18 protein-coding genes are annotated in these 18097 nt (G+C 66.1%); 9 read left to right on the forward strand and 9 right to left on the reverse strand.

What is annotated here, in order from left to right; translation table 11 throughout:
• The first annotated feature begins 3 nt into the window (after window positions 1-3).
• Both OG326_RS20435 and OG326_RS20440 read left to right on the forward strand, forming a co-directional pair.
• A complete protein-coding gene (locus tag OG326_RS20435) occupies window positions 4-1953 on the forward strand; it encodes a primary-amine oxidase (RefSeq protein ID WP_327146249.1) in 1950 nt (649 codons plus the stop codon).
• Window positions 1950-2375 carry a hypothetical protein gene (locus tag OG326_RS20440; protein WP_327146250.1) on the forward strand — a complete coding sequence of 142 codons (426 nt, stop codon included), beginning with the start codon at window positions 1950-1952 and terminating at the stop codon, window positions 2373-2375. The genes OG326_RS20435 and OG326_RS20440 overlap by 4 nt, the downstream gene beginning before the upstream one ends.
• Here OG326_RS20440 and OG326_RS20445 read toward each other — a convergent pair.
• Window positions 2296-3519 (reverse strand): PucR family transcriptional regulator, encoded by a 1224-nt coding sequence (locus OG326_RS20445; RefSeq protein ID WP_327146251.1) that lies wholly within the window; start codon window positions 3517-3519, stop codon window positions 2296-2298. The two genes, OG326_RS20440 and OG326_RS20445, sit on opposite strands and share 80 nt — an antisense overlap.
• 88 nt (window positions 3520-3607) lie before the next feature.
• Window positions 3608-4927: a lipase family protein gene (locus OG326_RS20450; RefSeq protein ID WP_442791043.1), complete on the reverse strand. Its 1320-nt coding sequence runs from the start codon at window positions 4925-4927 to the stop codon at window positions 3608-3610.
• Window positions 4928-5138: 211 nt separating this feature from the next.
• Between OG326_RS20450 and OG326_RS20455 the strand changes: the two genes are divergently transcribed.
• Entirely contained in the window at window positions 5139-6152 is a 1014-nt protein-coding gene (locus OG326_RS20455) for an LLM class flavin-dependent oxidoreductase (protein ID WP_327146253.1), read from the forward strand.
• A gap of 15 nt (window positions 6153-6167) precedes the next feature.
• Here the strand turns inward: OG326_RS20455 and OG326_RS20460 are convergent, their stop codons facing one another.
• Entirely contained in the window at window positions 6168-6470 is a 303-nt protein-coding gene (locus OG326_RS20460; RefSeq protein ID WP_327146254.1) for an ArsR/SmtB family transcription factor, read from the reverse strand.
• Window positions 6471-6773: 303 nt separating this feature from the next.
• Here OG326_RS20460 and OG326_RS20465 point away from each other — a divergent pair, with 303 nt between their 5' ends.
• The 3 genes from OG326_RS20465 to OG326_RS20475 are packed head-to-tail and all read left to right on the forward strand — an operon-like array spanning window position 6774 to window position 9679.
• The gene (locus tag OG326_RS20465; RefSeq protein ID WP_327146255.1) at window positions 6774-7775 is read left to right on the forward strand and encodes an AfsA-related hotdog domain-containing protein; all 1002 of its coding nucleotides are present in this window, start codon (window positions 6774-6776) and stop codon (window positions 7773-7775) included.
• Window positions 7772-8437, forward strand: coding sequence for an HAD family hydrolase (locus OG326_RS20470; protein WP_327146256.1), 666 nt, complete (start codon window positions 7772-7774; stop codon window positions 8435-8437). Before OG326_RS20465 ends, OG326_RS20470 begins: the two co-directional genes overlap by 4 nt.
• 24 nt (window positions 8438-8461) lie before the next feature.
• On the forward strand, window positions 8462-9679 hold the full coding sequence (locus OG326_RS20475; protein WP_327146257.1) for a cytochrome P450: 1218 nt from the start codon (window positions 8462-8464) through the stop codon (window positions 9677-9679).
• Here the strand turns inward: OG326_RS20475 and OG326_RS20480 are convergent.
• Both OG326_RS20480 and OG326_RS20485 read right to left on the reverse strand, forming a co-directional pair.
• A complete protein-coding gene (locus tag OG326_RS20480; protein WP_327146258.1) occupies window positions 9659-11182 on the reverse strand; it encodes an FAD-dependent monooxygenase in 1524 nt (507 codons plus the stop codon). The two genes, OG326_RS20475 and OG326_RS20480, sit on opposite strands and share 21 nt — an antisense overlap.
• Entirely contained in the window at window positions 11179-12723 is a 1545-nt protein-coding gene (locus OG326_RS20485; protein ID WP_327146259.1) for an MFS transporter, read from the reverse strand. The genes OG326_RS20480 and OG326_RS20485 overlap by 4 nt, the downstream gene beginning before the upstream one ends.
• Window positions 12724-12917: 194 nt before the next feature.
• On the opposite strand from OG326_RS20485, the gene OG326_RS20490 reads away from it, so the two are divergent.
• Window positions 12918-13892, forward strand: coding sequence for a GAF domain-containing protein (locus OG326_RS20490; protein ID WP_327146260.1), 975 nt, complete (start codon window positions 12918-12920; stop codon window positions 13890-13892).
• A gap of 6 nt (window positions 13893-13898) precedes the next feature.
• Here OG326_RS20490 and OG326_RS20495 read toward each other — a convergent pair whose 3' ends face one another.
• From OG326_RS20495 to OG326_RS20505, 3 genes are all read right to left on the reverse strand, one after another.
• Window positions 13899-14351: a flavodoxin domain-containing protein gene (locus tag OG326_RS20495; protein WP_327146261.1), complete on the reverse strand. Its 453-nt coding sequence runs from the start codon at window positions 14349-14351 to the stop codon at window positions 13899-13901.
• A gap of 90 nt (window positions 14352-14441) precedes the next feature.
• The gene (locus tag OG326_RS20500; protein ID WP_327146262.1) at window positions 14442-15308 is read right to left on the reverse strand and encodes an LLM class flavin-dependent oxidoreductase; all 867 of its coding nucleotides are present in this window, start codon (window positions 15306-15308) and stop codon (window positions 14442-14444) included.
• Between the two features lie 15 nt (window positions 15309-15323).
• Window positions 15324-16343, reverse strand: a complete 1020-nt coding sequence (locus OG326_RS20505) for an aldo/keto reductase (RefSeq protein ID WP_327146263.1) — start codon at window positions 16341-16343, stop codon at window positions 15324-15326.
• Window positions 16344-16447: 104 nt separating this feature from the next.
• On the opposite strand from OG326_RS20505, the gene OG326_RS20510 reads away from it, so the two are divergent.
• Complete coding sequence (locus tag OG326_RS20510) at window positions 16448-17035, forward strand: TetR/AcrR family transcriptional regulator (protein WP_327146264.1); 588 nt, start codon at window positions 16448-16450, stop codon at window positions 17033-17035.
• A 75-nt stretch (window positions 17036-17110) separates the two neighbouring features.
• Here OG326_RS20510 and OG326_RS20515 read toward each other — a convergent pair whose 3' ends face one another.
• The gene (locus tag OG326_RS20515; RefSeq protein ID WP_297618078.1) at window positions 17111-17314 is read right to left on the reverse strand and encodes a cold-shock protein; all 204 of its coding nucleotides are present in this window, start codon (window positions 17312-17314) and stop codon (window positions 17111-17113) included.
• Between the two features lie 426 nt (window positions 17315-17740).
• On the opposite strand from OG326_RS20515, the gene OG326_RS20520 reads away from it, so the two are divergent.
• Entirely contained in the window at window positions 17741-18085 is a 345-nt protein-coding gene (locus OG326_RS20520) for a VOC family protein (RefSeq protein WP_327146265.1), read from the forward strand.
• Window positions 18086-18097: the final 12 nt, after the last annotated feature.

The following is an 18097-nucleotide window of genomic DNA, read 5'->3' on the forward strand; positions in this document are numbered from 1 at the left end:
CCCATGTCCACTGTCGAATCCCTCTCGGCCGCAGCCGATATCGAGGCGCGTGTGCTGGAGAGTCTGTCCGCCGCCGAGATCGGCGCCGCGCGTGAGATCCTCGCCAGGGCCGAATTGATCGGTCCCACCTGCCGGTTCGTCTACGTCGGGCTGGACGAGCCCGATAAGGCACAGGTGCTCGCACACGAGAACGGCGGGCCCGCGCCCGCACGGCTGGTGCGAATTCTCCTGCTGGACATCGCGACCGGCGCGTCCCGGGATGTGCTGGTATCGCTCACCGCCGGGGAAGTCCACTCGGACACCGAGATCGACACCGCCTGCGGTCAGGTGCCGATTCTGGAGGAGGAGTTCGCCGCGGTCGGCGTGGTGCTCGCCGCGAACGAAACCTGGTGCGCGGCACTGCGCACACGCGGTGTCGATCCGGCGATGACCGTCTGCGTCCCACTGTCGGCCGGGCACTACGACATTCCGAATGAAGAGGGGCGGCGCATTATTCGCGTCTTCGCCTTCCGGCAGGATCACCCGCAGGATCATCCGTGGGCGCATCCGGTCGACGGGCTGTGCGCCTACGTCGACATCATCAGCCGCGAACTCGTCGATCTCATCGACCACCGGACCTTCGAGGTGCCCGAGGAGCACGGGAACTTCCAGGATCCGGCGCTGGCCCTGCCCGGCTACGAGGGTCTCAAGCCCATCGAGATCACCCAGCCCGAAGGCCCCAGCTTCACCGTCGACGGTGATGTCGTCGAATGGGCGAACTGGCGGCTGCGTCTCGGTTTCGACGCACGCGAGGGACTGATTCTGCGCCAGTTGGCCTTTCGTGACGGTGCGCGCTACCGGCCGGTCCTGTACCGGGCCTCGATCGCGGAAATGGTGGTGCCCTACGCCGATCCGTCGCCGAGCCGGTTCTGGCAGAACTACTTCGACACCGGCGAATACCTGTTCGGGCGCTTCACCAATTCACTGCGGCTGGGCTGCGACTGCCTGGGCGAAATCCATTACTTCGACGCCACTCTCAGCGATGAGCTCGGGATGCCGCGCACCATCGAGAACGCGATCTGCCTGCACGAGGAGGACTACGGCACGCTCTGGAAGCACACCGATCTGTTCACCGGGGTGAGCGAGGTGCGCCGGCAGCGCCGGCTGGTGATCAGCTTCTTCACCACCGTCGGCAATTACGACTACGGCTTCTACTGGTACCTCTACCTCGACGGCACCATCGAATGCGAGGCCAAACTGACCGGCGTCGCGTTCAGTGCGGCCTATCCGCCGGAGGGTTCGCCGTATCAGAACGAGGTCGCGCCGGGCCTGGGGCTGCCTTATCACCAGCACCTGTTCAGTGCGCGACTGGATATGACGGTCGACGGGCTCGCCAATGCGGTCGACGAGGTCGAGGTGGGCCGGGTGCCGGTCGGCCCGGGTAATCCGTACGGAAACGCGTTCACCGCCAAGACGACTCGGCTCACCAGTGAATCCGAAGGCGCGCGGGACGCCGATGCCTCGGTCGGGCGGGTGTGGCATGTGGTCAATACCGAGCAGACCAATCGTATGGGTCAGCCGACCGGGTACGTCCTGCACGCGCAGCAGACACCGACGCTGCTGGCCGATCCGTCCTCCTCCATCGCGGCCCGCGCCGCCTTCACCACCCGTCAGCTGTGGGTGACCCGGTACGCGCCCGGGGAGCGGTATCCCGCAGGAGATCTGGTGAACCAGCACGCCGGAGGTGACGGGCTGCCCGCCTACATGGCGGCGAATCGGCCGATCGAGGGGGAGGACATCGTGCTGTGGCACACCTTCGGCCTCACCCATTTCCCGCGGCCGGAGGACTGGCCGGTCATGCCCGTGGACTATGTGGGATTCACGCTGAAGCCCTACGGCTTCTTCGACCGCAATCCCGTCATGGGCGTGCCCGCGACCACGCAGTCGCACTGCTGCCACCCGGAGCCGCAGTGACCGCGAATGTGCATGCGCTGCAACGTTCGGCCCGAGGGGTGGGGCGTTGCGGCGCGATCCTCGCGGCCGGTTCGGCGCTCCTGCACGCGGCGGGACTGTCGCAGGGCTGCGCACCCACGCCGCTCACCGTGCTCATGAATCTCATGATCCTGGCGTGCCTGGCCTGCGCCTGGCATCTGTGGACCCGTCCGACCCCGCGGGCGTGGGCGGTCACCGGTGTGATGAGTGCAGTGATGGTCATTGTGCACACAGTGCTGATGCGCGGATCCATGCACCACGGCTCAATGATGCTGGGCCCGGCGACGTTCGGGGCGGTGCTGGAAATCGCGCTGTCGATCGCGGTCATCCAGCACGAGGCCGGTGTTCGCCGTCGTGCTGGAAGGATTTCGATTCCAGCCGCCGCGCCGTCCGCGCTGCCATGAGCGTGGAGATGCCGGACGGGTGCAGCGGGTCGTAGCCGGTCAGGTCCGCGATGCGCGTCAGCCGGTAGGTGACCGTATTGCGGTGGATGAAAAGTGTTCGGGCGACGGCATTGTGGTTGAACTGATTGTCGATGAAGGCATCGAGGGTCTGGCCCAGCATGGGCTGATCATCGAGCGGATCGAGCAGCGCCGCCAGCGTGCGCCGGGTGGAACCGGTGGTGGCGATGGCGAATTCGAACATCATGTCCTGCTGACGGCACACGATGTCCGGGAGTTGCAGACAGCGCGCCACCTCGGCCACGATCTGGGCCTCGGCGTACGCGGCGGGAATCGCCGCGTGTGCCGGGGCCGGGGCCACACCGATCCAGAACTGCGGATGCGGCCGAATATCGCGCAGCGCCAGCGCATCCACCAGCAAGTGCTCCGGCTCTCCGCTGTCCGCCGGCATCGGGACCAGGGCGGTCCAGCCCCCGCTGTCGCGGTGCAGCAGGGTGCCGGGCAGATGTGCGATGCGGCTGCGCAGCCGGGTCAGGGTGCCCGGGGTGGGTTCGCCGAGCCGGACCACCGCAATGAGAAATGCCGGGGCGAGCGGTGATTCGGGATCCACCGCCCAGCCGCCGGGTTCGCGGCCGGACAGCAGGGCATCGGCGACCTCGTGCTGGCGTTCGAGAATGTCCCAGCGCGGCTGGCGGGCGTCCTCGACCAGTGCGGTCGCAATGCGCGCCATGATCAGGCCCATGTACTCGGTGAGCCGCAGGCCGACCTCGGGGACCACCCGGTACTCGTCGCGATCGAGCAGCGGTATCAGCTGGGACCAGAAGAACGCGGCGCCGACGCGGTAGTTGGTCAGCACCTCGGTCAGGCCCATACCGTCGTGGACCAGCGTCACCGCCCGGTCGATGAGCGGCTGCGTATCCTCGACGGACGGTTCGACGTGTTCGATGACGTAGCGGAAGAACAGTTCGAGATTGAGCTTCGCGCTCGGTACGAAGTCCGCATCCCGCAGCGAGTGGGGGAGGGTGTTGTAGGGCGCGACCTCACCGCTGAAGTCCCCGGCCAGCGTGCTGGCGCGGGCTCGCAGCAGTTCCAGTGTGGCGGCCGGTTCCGCGAGCAGGACCGGGTCCGCCACGATGCGGTTGTCCACTGCTGCCTCCCCGGATCTCTCGGAACTGTGTGTCCGCACACATTAGGCGATACACGCTGTTACAGATAGCCCCGGGGCATTCTTGGCGTCAGCTGCCGGGGAATCCCGGCGGGAAGGGCTGGAAATCGGCCTTGAACCGGGGCCCGGGCGGCAAGCCGCGCAGTACGGCGCTGATCCACGCGACCGCCGGCGCCCAGCCGACCACCGCATTGGTGAGGTGCTCGGGAATCGGATCGGTGTAGAAACGCATATCCGCGCCGCGATCCCAGTAGGACTGCACGGTCGGAAGCACCGTGGACGGCGGAATCAGCTCGTCCCAGTCGCCGTGCCACCACAGCAGCGGAGTATCCGGAATGTGCTTGCCGAGACTGTTGTCCTCGAGGACCTTCAGCACCTCAGGCGAGGAATTGATCGATTTCCCCGGCAGGAAGTACTCGCTGATCGGGCGGTACACGCCTTCGGCCGCGATGGTGGCATAGCAGCGGTGCTGCATATCCGCGAGCAGTCCCTGGCCTTCGGGGGTCAAGAACTCCTCGGGCTTGAACACGTCCGGATATTCGCGCGCCAGTGAGGCGAAGCCGAGCCACATGGTGAAATTGCTGGTTCCCGTCACGCCCGGCTCGCGGGCGGAGCCGTAATTCGCGATCGCCACCAGGTCGCCGGGTGTGCCGCCGAAGGCCGTCCCGAGCAGCCGCACATCCGGTGCGTAGGTCTCCCGCAATTCGGCCGCGCGAATGGAACCGCTGCCGCCGCCGGAGAATCCGTAGAGCGCGATACCCGAATCGGCGAATCCCAGGGCCGGATCGTTCTTGACCGCCCGCAGGCTGTCGAGCACCATCTTGCCTTCGTCGAAGGTGTTGAAGGTATTGAACTTTCCGTCGAAGTCCGGGACGTTGATCGCGAAACCCTGTGCCAGCCAACCGGCGACCAGCGTCGACTCCTTCATGGTGCCGACCTGCAGCGTATGCGAGGGATTGCACGCCGAATCGGTGGAGTCGATGGCCTCCTGGAAGGACACCACCGGCCGCGCGCCGCCCTGCCACGGAATGCCGGGCACGATCACGGTGGTCGCGGTGACAATGGGATTGTCGTGCACATCGTTGGACCGGAACAGCAGCTGTTTGGTGTACACCGGGAAAGGGATGCCCAGAATGCGGGTCTGGACCTCTCGTGACCGGACGATGTCACCCGGGTTGTAGTCGGCGAGGTTCGGCGGATCGTTGTACCAGTCGTCCTGGTCCGGCGACGGAATCGGCAGCATGTCGTAAATCTGCGGCTCCGAAGGCAATTGCGGGATCTGATTCTGATCCGACGGAAAATTCGGCGGATAGGCGGGCTGCGCCGACACCGCGCCCGTCCCGACCGTCACCAAACATGCGGACGTGGCCACAACCAGCAGCCGCCGCATCCGAGACCTGTTCACCGAGCCTCCAAAACTTCATTGTTTCCACACAGCCGAATCACATACTCCGGCCCATGCGACCTAGCTCACACCACTGCGAACTCGCGCGCAATCGGCGGTACGCCGAGCATTGACCACTGCTTTTGTGCATTTGCACGGGTGGTCGTCGGCCTTGCGCACGCGGAATCAACGCGCGCGGAACGCGTTGATCAGGTATGTGACCCCCGCATCGCAGGCGACCCGCTTCTCGATCCTCGACCGATCGCGCACCCGCCGGGGCCAGTCGCATCCGGCGGCGCTGCGCGAAACCGTCGAATTCGCGCGGCTCGCGGAAAGCTGGGGATACCACCGGTTCTGGGTGTCCGAACACCACAGTGTGCCCGGCGTCGCGGGTTCCGCGCCCACCGTGCTGGCGGCCGCCATTGCCGCAGCCACCGATCGCATTCGGGTCGGCACCGGCGGTGTCATGCTGCCCAATCACCAACCGCTCGTGGTGGCAGAACAATTCGGCACGCTCGAATCGCTGTATCCCGGCCGCATCGATATGGGGCTGGGCCGGTCGGTCGGATTCACCGACGGTGTGCGCCGCGCACTCGGTCACGGCCGGGACGATGCCGAGGATTTCGACGCCCAGTTGACCGAACTGCTCGACTACTTCACCCGCGGCCGGAACGGCGTGCACGCCTGGCCCGCCGAAGGTCTGCGCGTTCCGGCGTATCTGCTCGCCACCGGTTCCGGCGCCGAACGCGCCGCCCGCTTCGGGCTGCCCCTGGTCATCGCCGCGGTCTCCGGTGAGGAGGCGATGGTCGAGGCAATCGCGAACTACCGCAATAGTTTCCGTGCCACCGAATGGGGTGCGGCGCCGTATGTGATCGTCTCCGCCTCGGTGGTCATCGCCGATACGATCGACGCCGCCCACCGCCTGCTGCTCCCCGAAGCGTGGTCCGCCGCCTACTCCCGCACCCGGGGCGAATTCCCGCCGCTGCTGTCACCGGAGGACATCGAGCGCGAACCCATGACCGACCGCCAGCGCCGCATTGTCGAAGAATCCCTGCGTGGCCATATCCACGGTCCGGAATCGACAGTCATCCCCGCCCTGGATCGTCTGATCGCGCACACCGATGCCGAGGAAATCCTCGTGCACACCAGTACCTACGACCGCGAGGCCCGCTTGAATTCACATCGTCGGCTCGCCGAAGCGGTGTGGGCGCGGCCCTCGGTGACCGTTTAGGCCCTCGGTGACCGTTTAGACGATGGAGCTGAGCAGGCCCGGGAAACGTGTTTCGAGATCACCGCGCCGCAGCGTTGCCATGCGGGAATTGCCGCGGTCGACCTGACGGATGAGGCCGGCTTCGCGAAGCACTTTGAAATGGTGGCTGCGGGTCGATTTCGAGACCGGGAGGCCGAAGGACGTGCAGTGGCGTTCGACGCCGTCGGGTTCGGCGAGCAGATCGCGCACGACTTTCAGCCGCAGCGGATCGGCGAGAGCGGCGAAGACGTCGACGAGTTCGATCTCGTCGACCTCGGGGTGACCTTCGTGATCGGGCACAAATCCAGTTTACCAGTGGTTCGTCTTTCATCGAACCAGGCGGCGAGTGTGACCTGCTCTTGCTCCGGTTGCCGTGGGTCGGATGGTCTGTTTTACTTCAGTCGGACTCCCTTTCTTGGGACAGCACGGCGACCCTGATCGCTGTGCCCATCGTCCGGTGCAGGATTGCTCCTTCTCGGAGAACCCTTATGCCCGGCGCAGCGATGCGGCACAGCCTCTATTGCCGTCCATGCATCCGTCACCGCGTCCGGCATGACGAATTCTCCTGCACCCGTTCGGTCCAGCGACGTTGAGGAGATACGTGTGACCACATTTGTGGAACCCAGACTGTCCTATCGCACTTCGATACCCCGCGAAGACGTACACCGCGCCGCCATCTGTGAAGTGTTCCTCACCGATATCGTGTGCGATCGCTATCCGAAATTCCGTCTGGGAGCGCAGCTTCCGCGGGTGCACAGCTATTACAGCGACCACGATTGCGTCGAACAGCGGTACGATCCGCTGCTACTGCTCGAAACGTTCCGGCAGGCATCGATTCTCATTGCGCACCGGTATGTCCAGGCGCCGCCGGATTCCGCCTTCATCTTCAATATCGGTGCACTCCGCATTGTTTCGCTGGATGCGCTGGCCATCGGACCGCGCCCCGCCGACGGTGTCCTCGATGCCGAGATCGTCGAGGAGAAGACCCGCGACGGCATCATTGTCGGCATCACGCTGAAAATGACGCTCTCGCTGGACAATCGGCCCGCGGCCGAGATGGATATGGTGATCCAGTGGATGCCGCGGGCGGCCTGGGCGCGGCTGCGCGCCAAAGGGCGGGCCTCGCTGGCGCTCGAGCCGGTGCGGGCCCACGGGCTCGACACACGCATCGACCCCCGGGAAGTCGCGCGGCGCCTGACCGGCAATGTGCTCGTCGCGGGGTTCGAGGTGCACGACAATGCGATCTCGACACGGATTCTCGTGGACGAGGATCACCCCGCGCTGTTCGACCACCCGCTCGATCATGTCCCCGGTGTGCTGGTTTTCGAAGCGGTCCGGCAGTCCGCGCTGGTCGCCGCGCACGAACTGTTCGGGCTCTCACCACATCGAATAGTGCTGGTCGAGTGCTCTGTTCAATTCGTCAGCATCGGCGAGCTCGAACTGCCGGTGGATTGCGAGGTCACGACCGAGAGCACCGAATGCGGTAATCAGCTCGCCTTCGCCGCGTCACTGCATCAGGAGGGGCGGGTGATCGCCTCCGCGACCATTCTGCTGCAGCGGATCGGCACGTCACCGCGGGTGCGCGCCATTCGGATCCCGGCATGAACGCCGTAGCGCCCCGGGCGATCTGGTTCGATTTCGGGGGAGTGCTCTCGCCGCCGCTGTCCGATCTCTTCGACGCGTACGAGCAGAAGACCGGAATCACGCCGCGTGCGCTGCGGGCCGCGATGGACGCGGTGGGCGCCGATCTCGGCGCGCATCCACTCGCACCGATCGAACTCGCCGCGATCACCGAGTACGAGTGGGGATCGCGCTTGCGCACCCATCTCGCGGCCGCGAATCCCGCCCTGGATCTGTCCCGTGCCGAGCTGGAAATGTTCGGCGGCCAATGGTTCTCGAATATTCACTGCAATTCCCTCATGGCCTCGACGGTCCGGGCGATGCGCGCCCAGGGACATCTGGTAGGCGTGCTGTCCAACAATGTCGTGGAGTGGGAACCGCATTGGCATCGGATGATCGAGCCGGCGGGGGAGCTCGACGCCCTGATCGATTCGTGCTTCGTCGGTGTGCGCAAGCCGGATCCGCGGATCTTCCGCATTGCCGAGGAAGCGCTCGGCGTCGCGCCGTCCGACTGCCTGCTCATCGACGACCTGGCCGAGAACTGCGCGGCCGCCGAGGAATCGGGCTGGCAGGCCATCCGATTCACCTCCAACGACCAGACCCTGCGTGAGCTGTCGTACCGCACCGGAACCTACAGCGTCGTCTGACGACCGTCTCGAAGGAGAACGCTCATGACCCTCGCCGAGCTGCCGATCTTCGCATCGGCTCCCGTTCTACTGACCGACATTCCGAATCTCGACCCACCGCCCGCGTACACACCGATCGCGGAATCGAGTAGGGGATCGTTACCGCAGATCGTGCTGCCCAGTGGTCACACCGCTGTGCATGTGACCCGGTATCGGGACGTTCTCGCGGTGCTGGCCGACCCGACATTCAGTCGCGCCGTCACCAATACCGATGACGGTGCGAGTTTCCTGCCCACCACCATGCCGCCGGAGCTGCCGCTCAATCTGGATGTACCCGACCACGCGCGCATGAAGGGGTACGTCACTTCCGATTACAGTGCGCGCAGTGTGGCTGCGCTCGAATCGGCCGCGACCGGGATATTGGATGACGCACTGTCGAATTTGCGGCGCTCGGAGCAGCCCGATCTCTTCGGCACCGTGCTGAACCGGATCCCGGTCGAGGTCAATATGGCATTCCTCGGGTTGCCGATCAGCGATATCGACTACTTCCGGCCGTCATCGCGGGTGGTGCAGATGGCGCCCGAATCCGATGTTCCCGGGCTGCTGGAACACTTCTGGCTGGTGTACGACTACCTGACCGATCTGGTCACGGGTAAACGCGAAGTGCTCGAGGGTGGCCTGGTCGCCCGGTTCATCGCCGGACGCGACAGTGTGGAACCGCGCCTGTCCGATGCCGAGCTGGTCGGACTGCTCATGGGCTCGTTGCTCGGTGCGGATCACAATGTGTTGTCGGTGCTCGCCAAGGCGGTGTACGTGCTGCTGTCGGCGCCGCCGCTGTGGAAGTGGGCCGTGCAGAACCCGGATCGCACACCGGAATTGGTCGAAGAGCTGCTGCGCGTGCTGCCGCTGGGCACCATCTCGACCTTCCCGCGGGTGGCGACTCGTGATCTGCCCGTGGGTGACGGCGTCATCTATGAGGGGGACGTCGTCTACGCGGATGCCTTCGCCGCCAATCGTGATCCGAGCGAGTACCCGGATCCGCACCGCATCGACCCGGAGCGAAAAGGGCCGCGGCACTTGCAATTCGGTTACGGCATGCACCACTGCATGGGCGCCTCGCTTGCCCGCATGGAGCTCACCGTTGTCATTCGCCGGCTGACAAGTGAGTATCCGGGACTGCGACTGGCCGCGGATTCCGAATCGCTGCCGTGGGATTCGGGCGTACTGCTGCGGCGGCCGACACTACTGCCGGTGCGCTGGTGACGAGACAGGAGCGGCGGACAATGGCGTCCGCGGTTCCTGTGCCGCACCGAATGTTTCGCTCAGGCTGTCCCGCAGGTCTGCGCTGAGATCGGCCGAGGACCATACGACGAAACCGTCCGGGCGCAGCAGCACATCGTATGGCAGCGTGGGATACAGGACCGGGACGAGGTCTACCCGGTCGTGCCACGGGCCCAGTTCGGCGTGGAGTTCTTCTTCGCGACCGGCCGCGACCAGCAGGACCGCCTGTGTGCGCTCCGCCAGCAGTTCGATGATCGAGGTGATGCCTGTGGTCGTCGTGAGCTGGCGATTGGTCAGGAACGAACCGACAGCGGGGTTCTCGATCGGCCTCGGCACGCCGTCCACCTGTGCGCTGATCTCATTGCCCAGGGCGCGGCTGCGTGCGGAATCGCCGAAGAGATCGATGATTTCGGCACGCAGGGCATCACCCTCGGGGCCGGACCGCATTCGGTCGGCCTGATCGGCGACATTCGCGATCACCCGCTCGGCGGCCGGGCGGCGTTCTGCCGAGAACGCGTCGAGCAGTGTGGACGGTGCACCGAACCGCGTGATCAGCCCGAGCCGCCAGCCGAGCTGTACGGCATCGGCGATGCCGAGATTCAGCCCCTGCCCGCCGAGCGGGAAATGCACGTGCGCGGCATCGCCGATCACCAGTACCCGCCCGTGCCGGTAGCTGTCGGCCAGGCGGGAGAAATCGCTGAAGCGGGACAGATGGGTGACGCCGTGCATCGGAACATGATGTCCGACAATGTGTTCCACGCTCTGCTGCAATTCCGCCGGAGTCAGCGGGCGGCGGTGATCACGCTCGGGAGCGGACATGTCGAAGGTGATCACCCGGCTGTGCCCGAGCGATCGGTTGATCACCGTCCAGCCGCGCGGTGTGCGCACCCAGCCGTCCACCACCTGCGCCTGATTGTCCAAGCGCGCCAGGCCGAGCAGCGCCGCGGCGGTGGGCGGTACTTCGGTGACCGCAAATCCCGCACTGCGCCGCACCGTGCTGCGTGCACCGTCGGCGCCGACCACCCAGTCGGCCGAGACCGTCTCGTCGATTCCGGCACGCCGGTAACGGATGTCGACCCCGTCGCCGGAGTCGACTACGCCGGTCACGGTGGCCGGTCGCACCACCTCCACGCCGAGGCGCGGAAGCAGTGCGCTCCAGGAGCTTTCGAGCTGACTCTGGCCGATACCGGCGATCGCGGGGCCCTCGCCGCCCGGAACGGCGATCTCCAAACCGGGCTGTCCCGCGTAGTGGAACACCGTCGACTGCGGGCCGAAGCCCGGATTCGGCACATTGAAATAGCCGCGCCGAGTCAGCAATTGGATGCTCCGGGCGTGAATCGTGCCCGCCTTGGGCACCAGCGTCGTCGTCGGCGCGGCCTCGATCACCAGGACTCGCACACCCCAGCGGCCGAGTTCGGCCGCGAGCAGCGAACCGACCGGGCCCGAACCGACGACCACGACCTCATAGTGCGCGGTGGATGTCATGCCTTACGGCCGCCGCGCAGCAGGAGCGCGATGGCGCCCGACAGTGCGAGAACCACGACCGTCATGGTGATCAGCGTGGTGTGGAATGCACCGTTGTACGCATCCACCACCACCGAATGCACCTGGGCGCGAGCGGGTCCCGCCGAATCGAGAGCCTTGCCGAGATCGCCGGAGGCCGTCTTGGTGACCACGGCGTCGGGATCGGCGACCCCCGCGATACCCGACAGGCCGTCCCGCGCCCGGCTCGCGGCGAGCCCGGACAGAATTGCCGCGTACACCGCGACGGCGATCGCCTCGCTGCCGAGTCGGAGCGTATTCACCACGCCCGCAGCCATTCCCGCCTGTTCCTCCGGTACGAGAGCCAAGGCCTGCCCGTCCACCAGGCCCGCGGACAAGCCCATACCGCAGCCGGCGAGCAGCAGCGGCAGTGCGAGTACGGCGACGAGGGTGTGCGGTCCGGCGAGCAGCAGGCCGAGATCACCCAGGACCAGCGCGGCGAGGCTGAGCCAGATCACCACCAGCGGATTCACTCCCGCACTGACCGCCCGGCTGGCCGCCAGCGGTCCGACAACCACGGGGATCGTCAGCAGGACGATCGTCGCGCCCGCCTTCGCCGAGGAATCACCGGCGACGAACTGCAGATACGTCGGAAAGTAGGTCAGGAGTGTCACGAAGCCGAACGAGGCCGCCACCGGGACCAGGCACAGGGCGAGAAAACGCCGGTGCACAAGCAGTGGCAGATCCAATAGTGGTGTGGCGAGCCGGGATTCGACGACGGTGAACGCACCGAGCAGCACTATGGCGAGGACGAACGCGATGATCACGCTGGGCGAGCCCCAACCCCAGGGCTGGCCCTGCACGATGCCGATCATCGCGGCGAGCAGTCCGAGAACCAGTAGAACACTGCCGGCGATATCGAAACGTCCGGCGACCTTGACCGCCGGGGCGCGCAGGCCGACCGCGGGCGAGAGCGCCAGCACGACCACCAGTACGGCGGCCTGGATCGCGAAGATCACCCGCCAGCCCGCCGAATCGGCAAGTGCGCCAGAGATTGTCGGCCCGAGTGCCACGCCGATACCCGCCGTGGTGCCGAAGAGCGCGAACGCGCGATGGCGGGCAGGACCGTCGAACGAGGAGGACAGGATGGCGGCGCCGCACGAAAAGATCGCCGCACCACCGAGTCCGGCGATGCCGCGGGCGATATCGAGCGTGCCGATGCCGGGGGCCAGTGCGCTCGCGGCGCTGCCGACCGCAAAGGTCGCCGCGCCCAGGGCGAAGAGCCTGCCGCGCCCGAAGCGGTCGGCGAGTGATCCCCAGACCAGCGTGAAGCAGGCGAAGGCCAGATTGAACGCGTTCACCACCCACTGCAGGCCCGCGGTGCCGCCGCCGATATCCGCCGAGATCGCCGGTAGTGCCACCGCGGTGCCGGAGATCGACATGGGCACGACGAAGACCGCCAGCAGGACGGTTCCCAGTACCAGCGATCTCGACGGCGGTGTTTTCGCCCCGGTGTCGGTGTTCGTGGATAGATCAGTGCTCATGTGCGTCCTCCCGCGGAACGAGCGCCAGACGTGCGACCAGAAGGTTCGGCTGTGATCGAACCTAGAGTCGCATGCCTGGAGGTTCGAGACAAGTCGAACCTTTGGCGGCGCACTATTTCGTTCATCACAGTTTTCAAGGACTGCCCCGGTCACGTTCTGGTGCGACGATGCGTACGACGTCGTCGAAGGGGGCCGTGTTGGAAGTACGGGACAGTCGTAACTGGTTATTGATCGAGACGCTCTCCGAGGTGCCGACCGTGATTGCCGAGGGCGATCGTCAGCGGCAATTGCGCCCGCTGGGAAATGTGCTGCGCGGCAAGATATTCGAATCGGTCAGCGAGATTGTCGCGGAGGTGCGCAGCTCTCGTGAACCGCTGGTTCGGGACCTGTCCAGCACCGACGCCGACGCCTGCCCGCTCATCGCGCATCCGATCGCCGCGCCCTGCGGTGAGGTTTTCGGCGTGCACGTCCACCTGGGCGAACCTGATATCGCCGCCCCGCTGCCCCCGCGCGCCGCCGCCTGGGGCTGGCGGACGAATTCCCTCGGCGCGCCGATGCGCACGCCTTTTACCAGCGAATTCCGCGAGCTCTACGGCATTCTCGACGATCGGCCCGAGGACGCCGAATTCGGTCTGGCGGACCTGTATCGGCGGATTCCGCGCATGTCCGACGTCGCCGTCGTCATGAACGGCGTCGATTCCGCCGTGGCCGGGGACGTCCGGTCGGGACATCTGATCGCGCGCCATGACAGCGGCCGTCGCCGGCTCATCCGCTATGTCCGCCGCAGCGTCTCGGGTCCGGACGGTGTGGTGCTGCGCGGTATCGATCACGATGTCACCGCGCCCGGTCAGGAACCGCTGCTCGAGATCGAAACCGCCGACGCCGATATCGCCCACCGGATCGCGCGCAGTTCCGGCTCCTACACGGCCCTCGTCGAAGTGCGTTCGGGCTGGGTGATCCGCTGGATCTCCGAACCGATTCCGGGCCTCACCCCCGAGGCCCGAGGCGGCGCGGCGCCGCTGCTGCCGAATGCCCCGACGCCCTCCGGCGAGGCGACCACGGTCATGGTGGGAAATCCGCTGCGCAGATACTGCGTGCAGGCGCTCGAATGGATCCGTTTCGGCTCCTCACAGGCGACCCTGACAACATTCACCGCGCTCGGCGATTGATGCGGCTCAACTGGTCATGAGGGCCGGAATCGGTAGCGTCCCAGCCCATTCGCGCGCCATATCCTTCGGCCGCACCTCGGTCGAGGAGTCGTGGCGGGCATGCTCGCCGACCTGGGTGGCGCCGCAGGCGATGAGCTTCTCGGCGGCGATCTCCCCGCCCCGGTTGTAGGTGTCACCGTAGATGGTGTCGCCCAGCCCGAACACGGCGAACCGCAGCCCGGTCAGATCCGGTCGCGCCGCATCCAGCAGTGCGAAGAAAGGCTCTGCGCCCGTAGGCAATTCACCATCGCCGTAGGTGGAGCACACCACGATGTGAAAGTCGTCCGCGTCGAGGTCGCCAGGATCGAAGTCGAACATATCGAACACCGACACGTCATAAGCGGACAGTTCCTCCGCAAGCGCCTCCGCGACCATTTCGGCCGTACCCAGCTCAGATCCGAACAGAACGACGACGCGCACGCCCAACTCCCTTCGATGTATGTAAGCCTATCCTAACTTACATGCGCATCGGTGGGGCCGCCGATGACCCTCGAGGGAGTGATCGGCGGATCAGGTCGACGGGATGATGAGTTCGTCGGCTACCCACTGTGCGACCTTGGCGGGGTAGGGCGCGGACAGTCCGAAGACGATGTGCCGGAAGCCGGCGTCGATCGCGGTGGCGATCGCCTCCCTGGTTGTGCTGGGCTGATCGTAGGAGACCGGCAGGTGGATCGATCGGGTGATCGAGGCGGGGTTGCGGCCGATGTCGGTGCAGTAGCGGTCGAGCAGGGCGCTGCGCTCGATGACATCGTCGATATCGCCGCCGGGGATATTCCAGACGTCGGCGTGTTCGGCGACCACGCGGAGCACCGCGGTCGAGCGGCCGCCGATGACGATCGGCGGGTGCGGGCGCTGCACGGGTTTGGGATTGCCGAATGCTCCGGTGAGGTGGATGTGCGCGCCGTCGAAATCGAAGGGTTCGGGCTCGGTCCACAGCCGCCGGATGACGGTGCACGCTTCGGCCAGACTTTCCACCGCATGTTTCGCGTCGTGATACGGCAGGCCGTGCGCGTCGTATTCGCGCCGCGAGAGCGGATGACTGGGCCGTGAGCCCGCGCCGATGCCGAAGTCGAGCCGCCCGCCGGAGACGATGTCGACGGTGGTGGCGATCTTGGCCAGCATCGCCGGCGGCCGGAATCGGTTGCTGGTCACCAGAAGTCCGATGCGCAGTCGGCCGGTTTGTGCGGCCAGCGCGGACAGCAGTGTCCAGCCTTCGAGGATCGGCCCGTCCGGGTCGCCGCCGATCGGCATGAGGTGATCGAAGAGCCATGCGTGCTCGATCTCGGGGATGGCGTCCGCCTCGCGCCAGACCCGCGCGATGTCCTGGTAGTCGACTTGCATGGGGGCGGTGAGGATTCCGAAACTGATGTGGGACATGGGAGTCGATCCTCTTCAGCGGCGGCGCAGGGCCGGGTCGAGCAGGGCGGGCGGGGTGTCGGACTTCTCGTCGGCGGCGAGATCGACGCCGGGGGCGACAATGGCATCGATCGCGTCGAGCACCTCGGCGGACAGCACGGTGTCCGCGGCGGCGAGCTGAGAATGCAGGTGGTCCATGGTGCGCGGGCCGATGATCGCGCTGGTCACGGCCGGGTGCGCGGTGACGAATCCGAGCGCGAGCTGGATCATGGTCAGCCCGGCCTCCGCGGCGACAGCGGCGAGCTTTTCGACGGCGTCGAGTTTGGCCCGATTGGCGGGGATGGCGGTGTCGAAGCGCTGCGGCATGAATGCCGCACGGCTGGTGGTGATTTCGCGACCTTCGCGGATCGCGCCCGACAGCCAGCCCGAGGCCAGCGGACTCCACACCAGTACGCCGAGCCCGTACTCCTCGGTCACGGGCAGGACGTGAGTTTCGATGCCGCGCTGCAGAATCGAGTAGCCGGGCTGCTCGGTGACATAGCGGCTGAGATGGTGCTCGCGGGCGGCCCACTGCGCCTGCACGATTCGGTACGCGGGGAAGGTCGAGGAGCCGAAGTAGCGAATCTTGCCCGCGCGCTGCAGATCCGTCAGTGCCGAGAGGGTTTCCTCATCGCTGGTGGCCGGGTCCCACCGATGGATCTGATAGAGATCCACATGGTCGACGCCCAGGCGCCGCAGGCTGTTGTCCAGCTCGGTGATCAGCCAGCGGCGCGAACTGCCCCGATGATTGCGCTCGTCGCTCATCGGCAGGTAGGCCTTGGTCGCCAGCACCAGATCGTCGCGGCGGCCGGCGATGGCCTTGCCGACCATCTCCTCCGACTCGCCCCGGCTGTACGCGTCGGCAGTGTCGATGAGGTTGATCCCCGCCGCGAGCGCGCCGTCGACAATGGCCGTTGCCTCGTCCTGGGTGGTGCGCCCGATGCTGCCGAAGTTCATCGCGCCGAGCGCGAGTGTGCTGACCTGCACACCGGTGCGGCCCAAGGTGCGGTACTGCATGGCGGTCCTCCTGTGGCAAACTGGGTAAACGGAACGCTGTTCCGATAACCAACATACGGAACGTTGTTCCGTTTGCCAAGGGAAGTGATGGAGGTGGCGGCGCAGTGGCCGAAATCGACAGCGGATCAGGGCTGGAAGTACCGCGGAAGCGGGCCGATGCGCGGCGTAATGCGGAGACGCTGCTGGACGCGGCGGCCGCGGCATTTGTCGCCTCCGGCGTCGATGTGCCCGTGCGCGATATCGCCGCCCGGGCCGGTGTCGGGGTGGGCACTATCTACCGCCACTTTCCGACGCGTGCGGATCTGATCGTCGCGGTCTACCGGCACCAGGTCGAGGCCTGCGCCGAGGCGGGTCCGATTCTCTTGGCGGACAATACTTCTCCGCATGCCGCGCTGGCGGCATGGATCAATCTCTTCGTCGACTTCCTGGTCACCAAGCACGGCCTCGCCGGCGCCCTGCAGTCCGGCGATGCCGCCTTCGCGAGCCTGCACGCGTACTTCCTCGACCGCCTCGTCCCCGTATGCGCCCAATTGCTCGAGGCCGCAGGTGCGGCGGGGGAGATTCGTCGCGATATCGAAGCCGTCGAACTCATGCGCGGTGTCGGAAACCTCTGCATCGGCGCGGAGAACAACGCCCATTACAACGCCCGCCGCATGGTCGGACTTCTCGTTGCGGGACTGCGCAGTCGGTGAGCCGGGTGAAAACTCCCGGCAACTCAAAAGCTCCGCACCGAAAACGGTGCGGAGCTTCTATCAAGTCGCGCTGAATCAGATGGCGCGGACGTCCTGGGCCTGCGGGCCCTTCTGGCCCTGCTCTACCGTGAACTCGACACGCTGACCCTCGTCGAGGGATTTGAAACCCGAGCCGCTGACGGCCGAGTAATGCACGAAGACGTCGGGGCCGCCTCCGTCTTGAGCGATAAAGCCGAAGCCTTTTTCACCGTTGAACCACTTCACACTGCCTTGAGCCATGCTGTTTACAACTTCTTCTCTGTAGTGAGCCGAGCAAATTTCTTGGTAATGCGCCCGTTCTCAACAGGCAACTATGCCACGTTCGCCGTCGCCGCGCCGAGACTGTGGGCCAACCGACACTGCCGCCGGGTCGGCTCGCGGCCGGGATTCGGGATCGGAACCACGGAATATACTGGGCCCGTGTACATTCCGTGTTCAGTCTTCCGGCGAAGCCCTTTGGAACGCGCCGACGAACGCCTAGCGTAGGTCAGGTGCGTCACCCGCGCGGTCGGTTCCGAACGGACCTGCTCGAGCGCGGCCTCGATGCCGTCGTTGACGAGGTGGAAGGTGACACTCGGATCGATCAGGAATCGAGAAGCTGTGCGTGGGGTCGCGGCCATAGCGTGTGCGGTGACGGAGTTCGAAACTGTGCAAAGGAGTTTTCCGATGGCAAAGACACTGGACGCGATCCTGTACCCGGTGAGCGATATCGCGGCGGCGAAGGCTCAGTTCACGGCGTTGCTCGGTGTCGAGCCCGCTATGGATCAGCCGTACTACGTGCACTTCGAGACGCCGGAGGGGCTGGCCGTGGGTTTGGTGCCGAACGGGCAGCAGCGGGGGATGACCGGGCCCACGCCGTTCTGGACGGTCGAGGACATCAACGGTCAGGTCAAGGCGCTGGTCGCGGCCGGCGGAACTGTCGCGGAAGAGGTTCATGACGTCGGTGGCGGCAAGCTGGTCGCGATCGTCAACGATGCCCAGGGCAATGTGATCGGGCTCGCCGGAGCCTGAGGGTCTGCGGGC

Source organism: Nocardia sp. NBC_01327 (assembly GCF_035958815.1).
Classification (GTDB): Bacteria; Actinomycetota; Actinomycetes; order Mycobacteriales; family Mycobacteriaceae; genus Nocardia.

Coding starts and splice junctions, on each gene's coding strand:
- OG326_RS20435 (WP_327146249.1), top strand. CDS start 4: ATGTCCACTGTCGAATCCCTCTCGGCCGCAGCCGATATCGAGGCGCGT.
- OG326_RS20450 (WP_442791043.1), bottom strand. CDS start 4,927: ATGCGGCGGCTGCTGGTTGTGGCCACGTCCGCATGTTTGGTGACGGTC.
- OG326_RS20470 (WP_327146256.1), top strand. CDS start 7,772: ATGAACGCCGTAGCGCCCCGGGCGATCTGGTTCGATTTCGGGGGAGTG.
- OG326_RS20475 (WP_327146257.1), top strand. CDS start 8,462: ATGACCCTCGCCGAGCTGCCGATCTTCGCATCGGCTCCCGTTCTACTG.
- OG326_RS20480 (WP_327146258.1), bottom strand. CDS start 11,182: ATGACATCCACCGCGCACTATGAGGTCGTGGTCGTCGGTTCGGGCCCG.
- OG326_RS20485 (WP_327146259.1), bottom strand. CDS start 12,723: ATGAGCACTGATCTATCCACGAACACCGACACCGGGGCGAAAACACCG.
- OG326_RS20500 (WP_327146262.1), bottom strand. CDS start 15,308: ATGTCCCACATCAGTTTCGGAATCCTCACCGCCCCCATGCAAGTCGAC.
- OG326_RS20505 (WP_327146263.1), bottom strand. CDS start 16,343: ATGCAGTACCGCACCTTGGGCCGCACCGGTGTGCAGGTCAGCACACTC.
- OG326_RS20515 (WP_297618078.1), bottom strand. CDS start 17,314: ATGGCTCAAGGCAGTGTGAAGTGGTTCAACGGTGAAAAAGGCTTCGGC.
- OG326_RS20520 (WP_327146265.1), top strand. CDS start 17,741: ATGGCAAAGACACTGGACGCGATCCTGTACCCGGTGAGCGATATCGCG.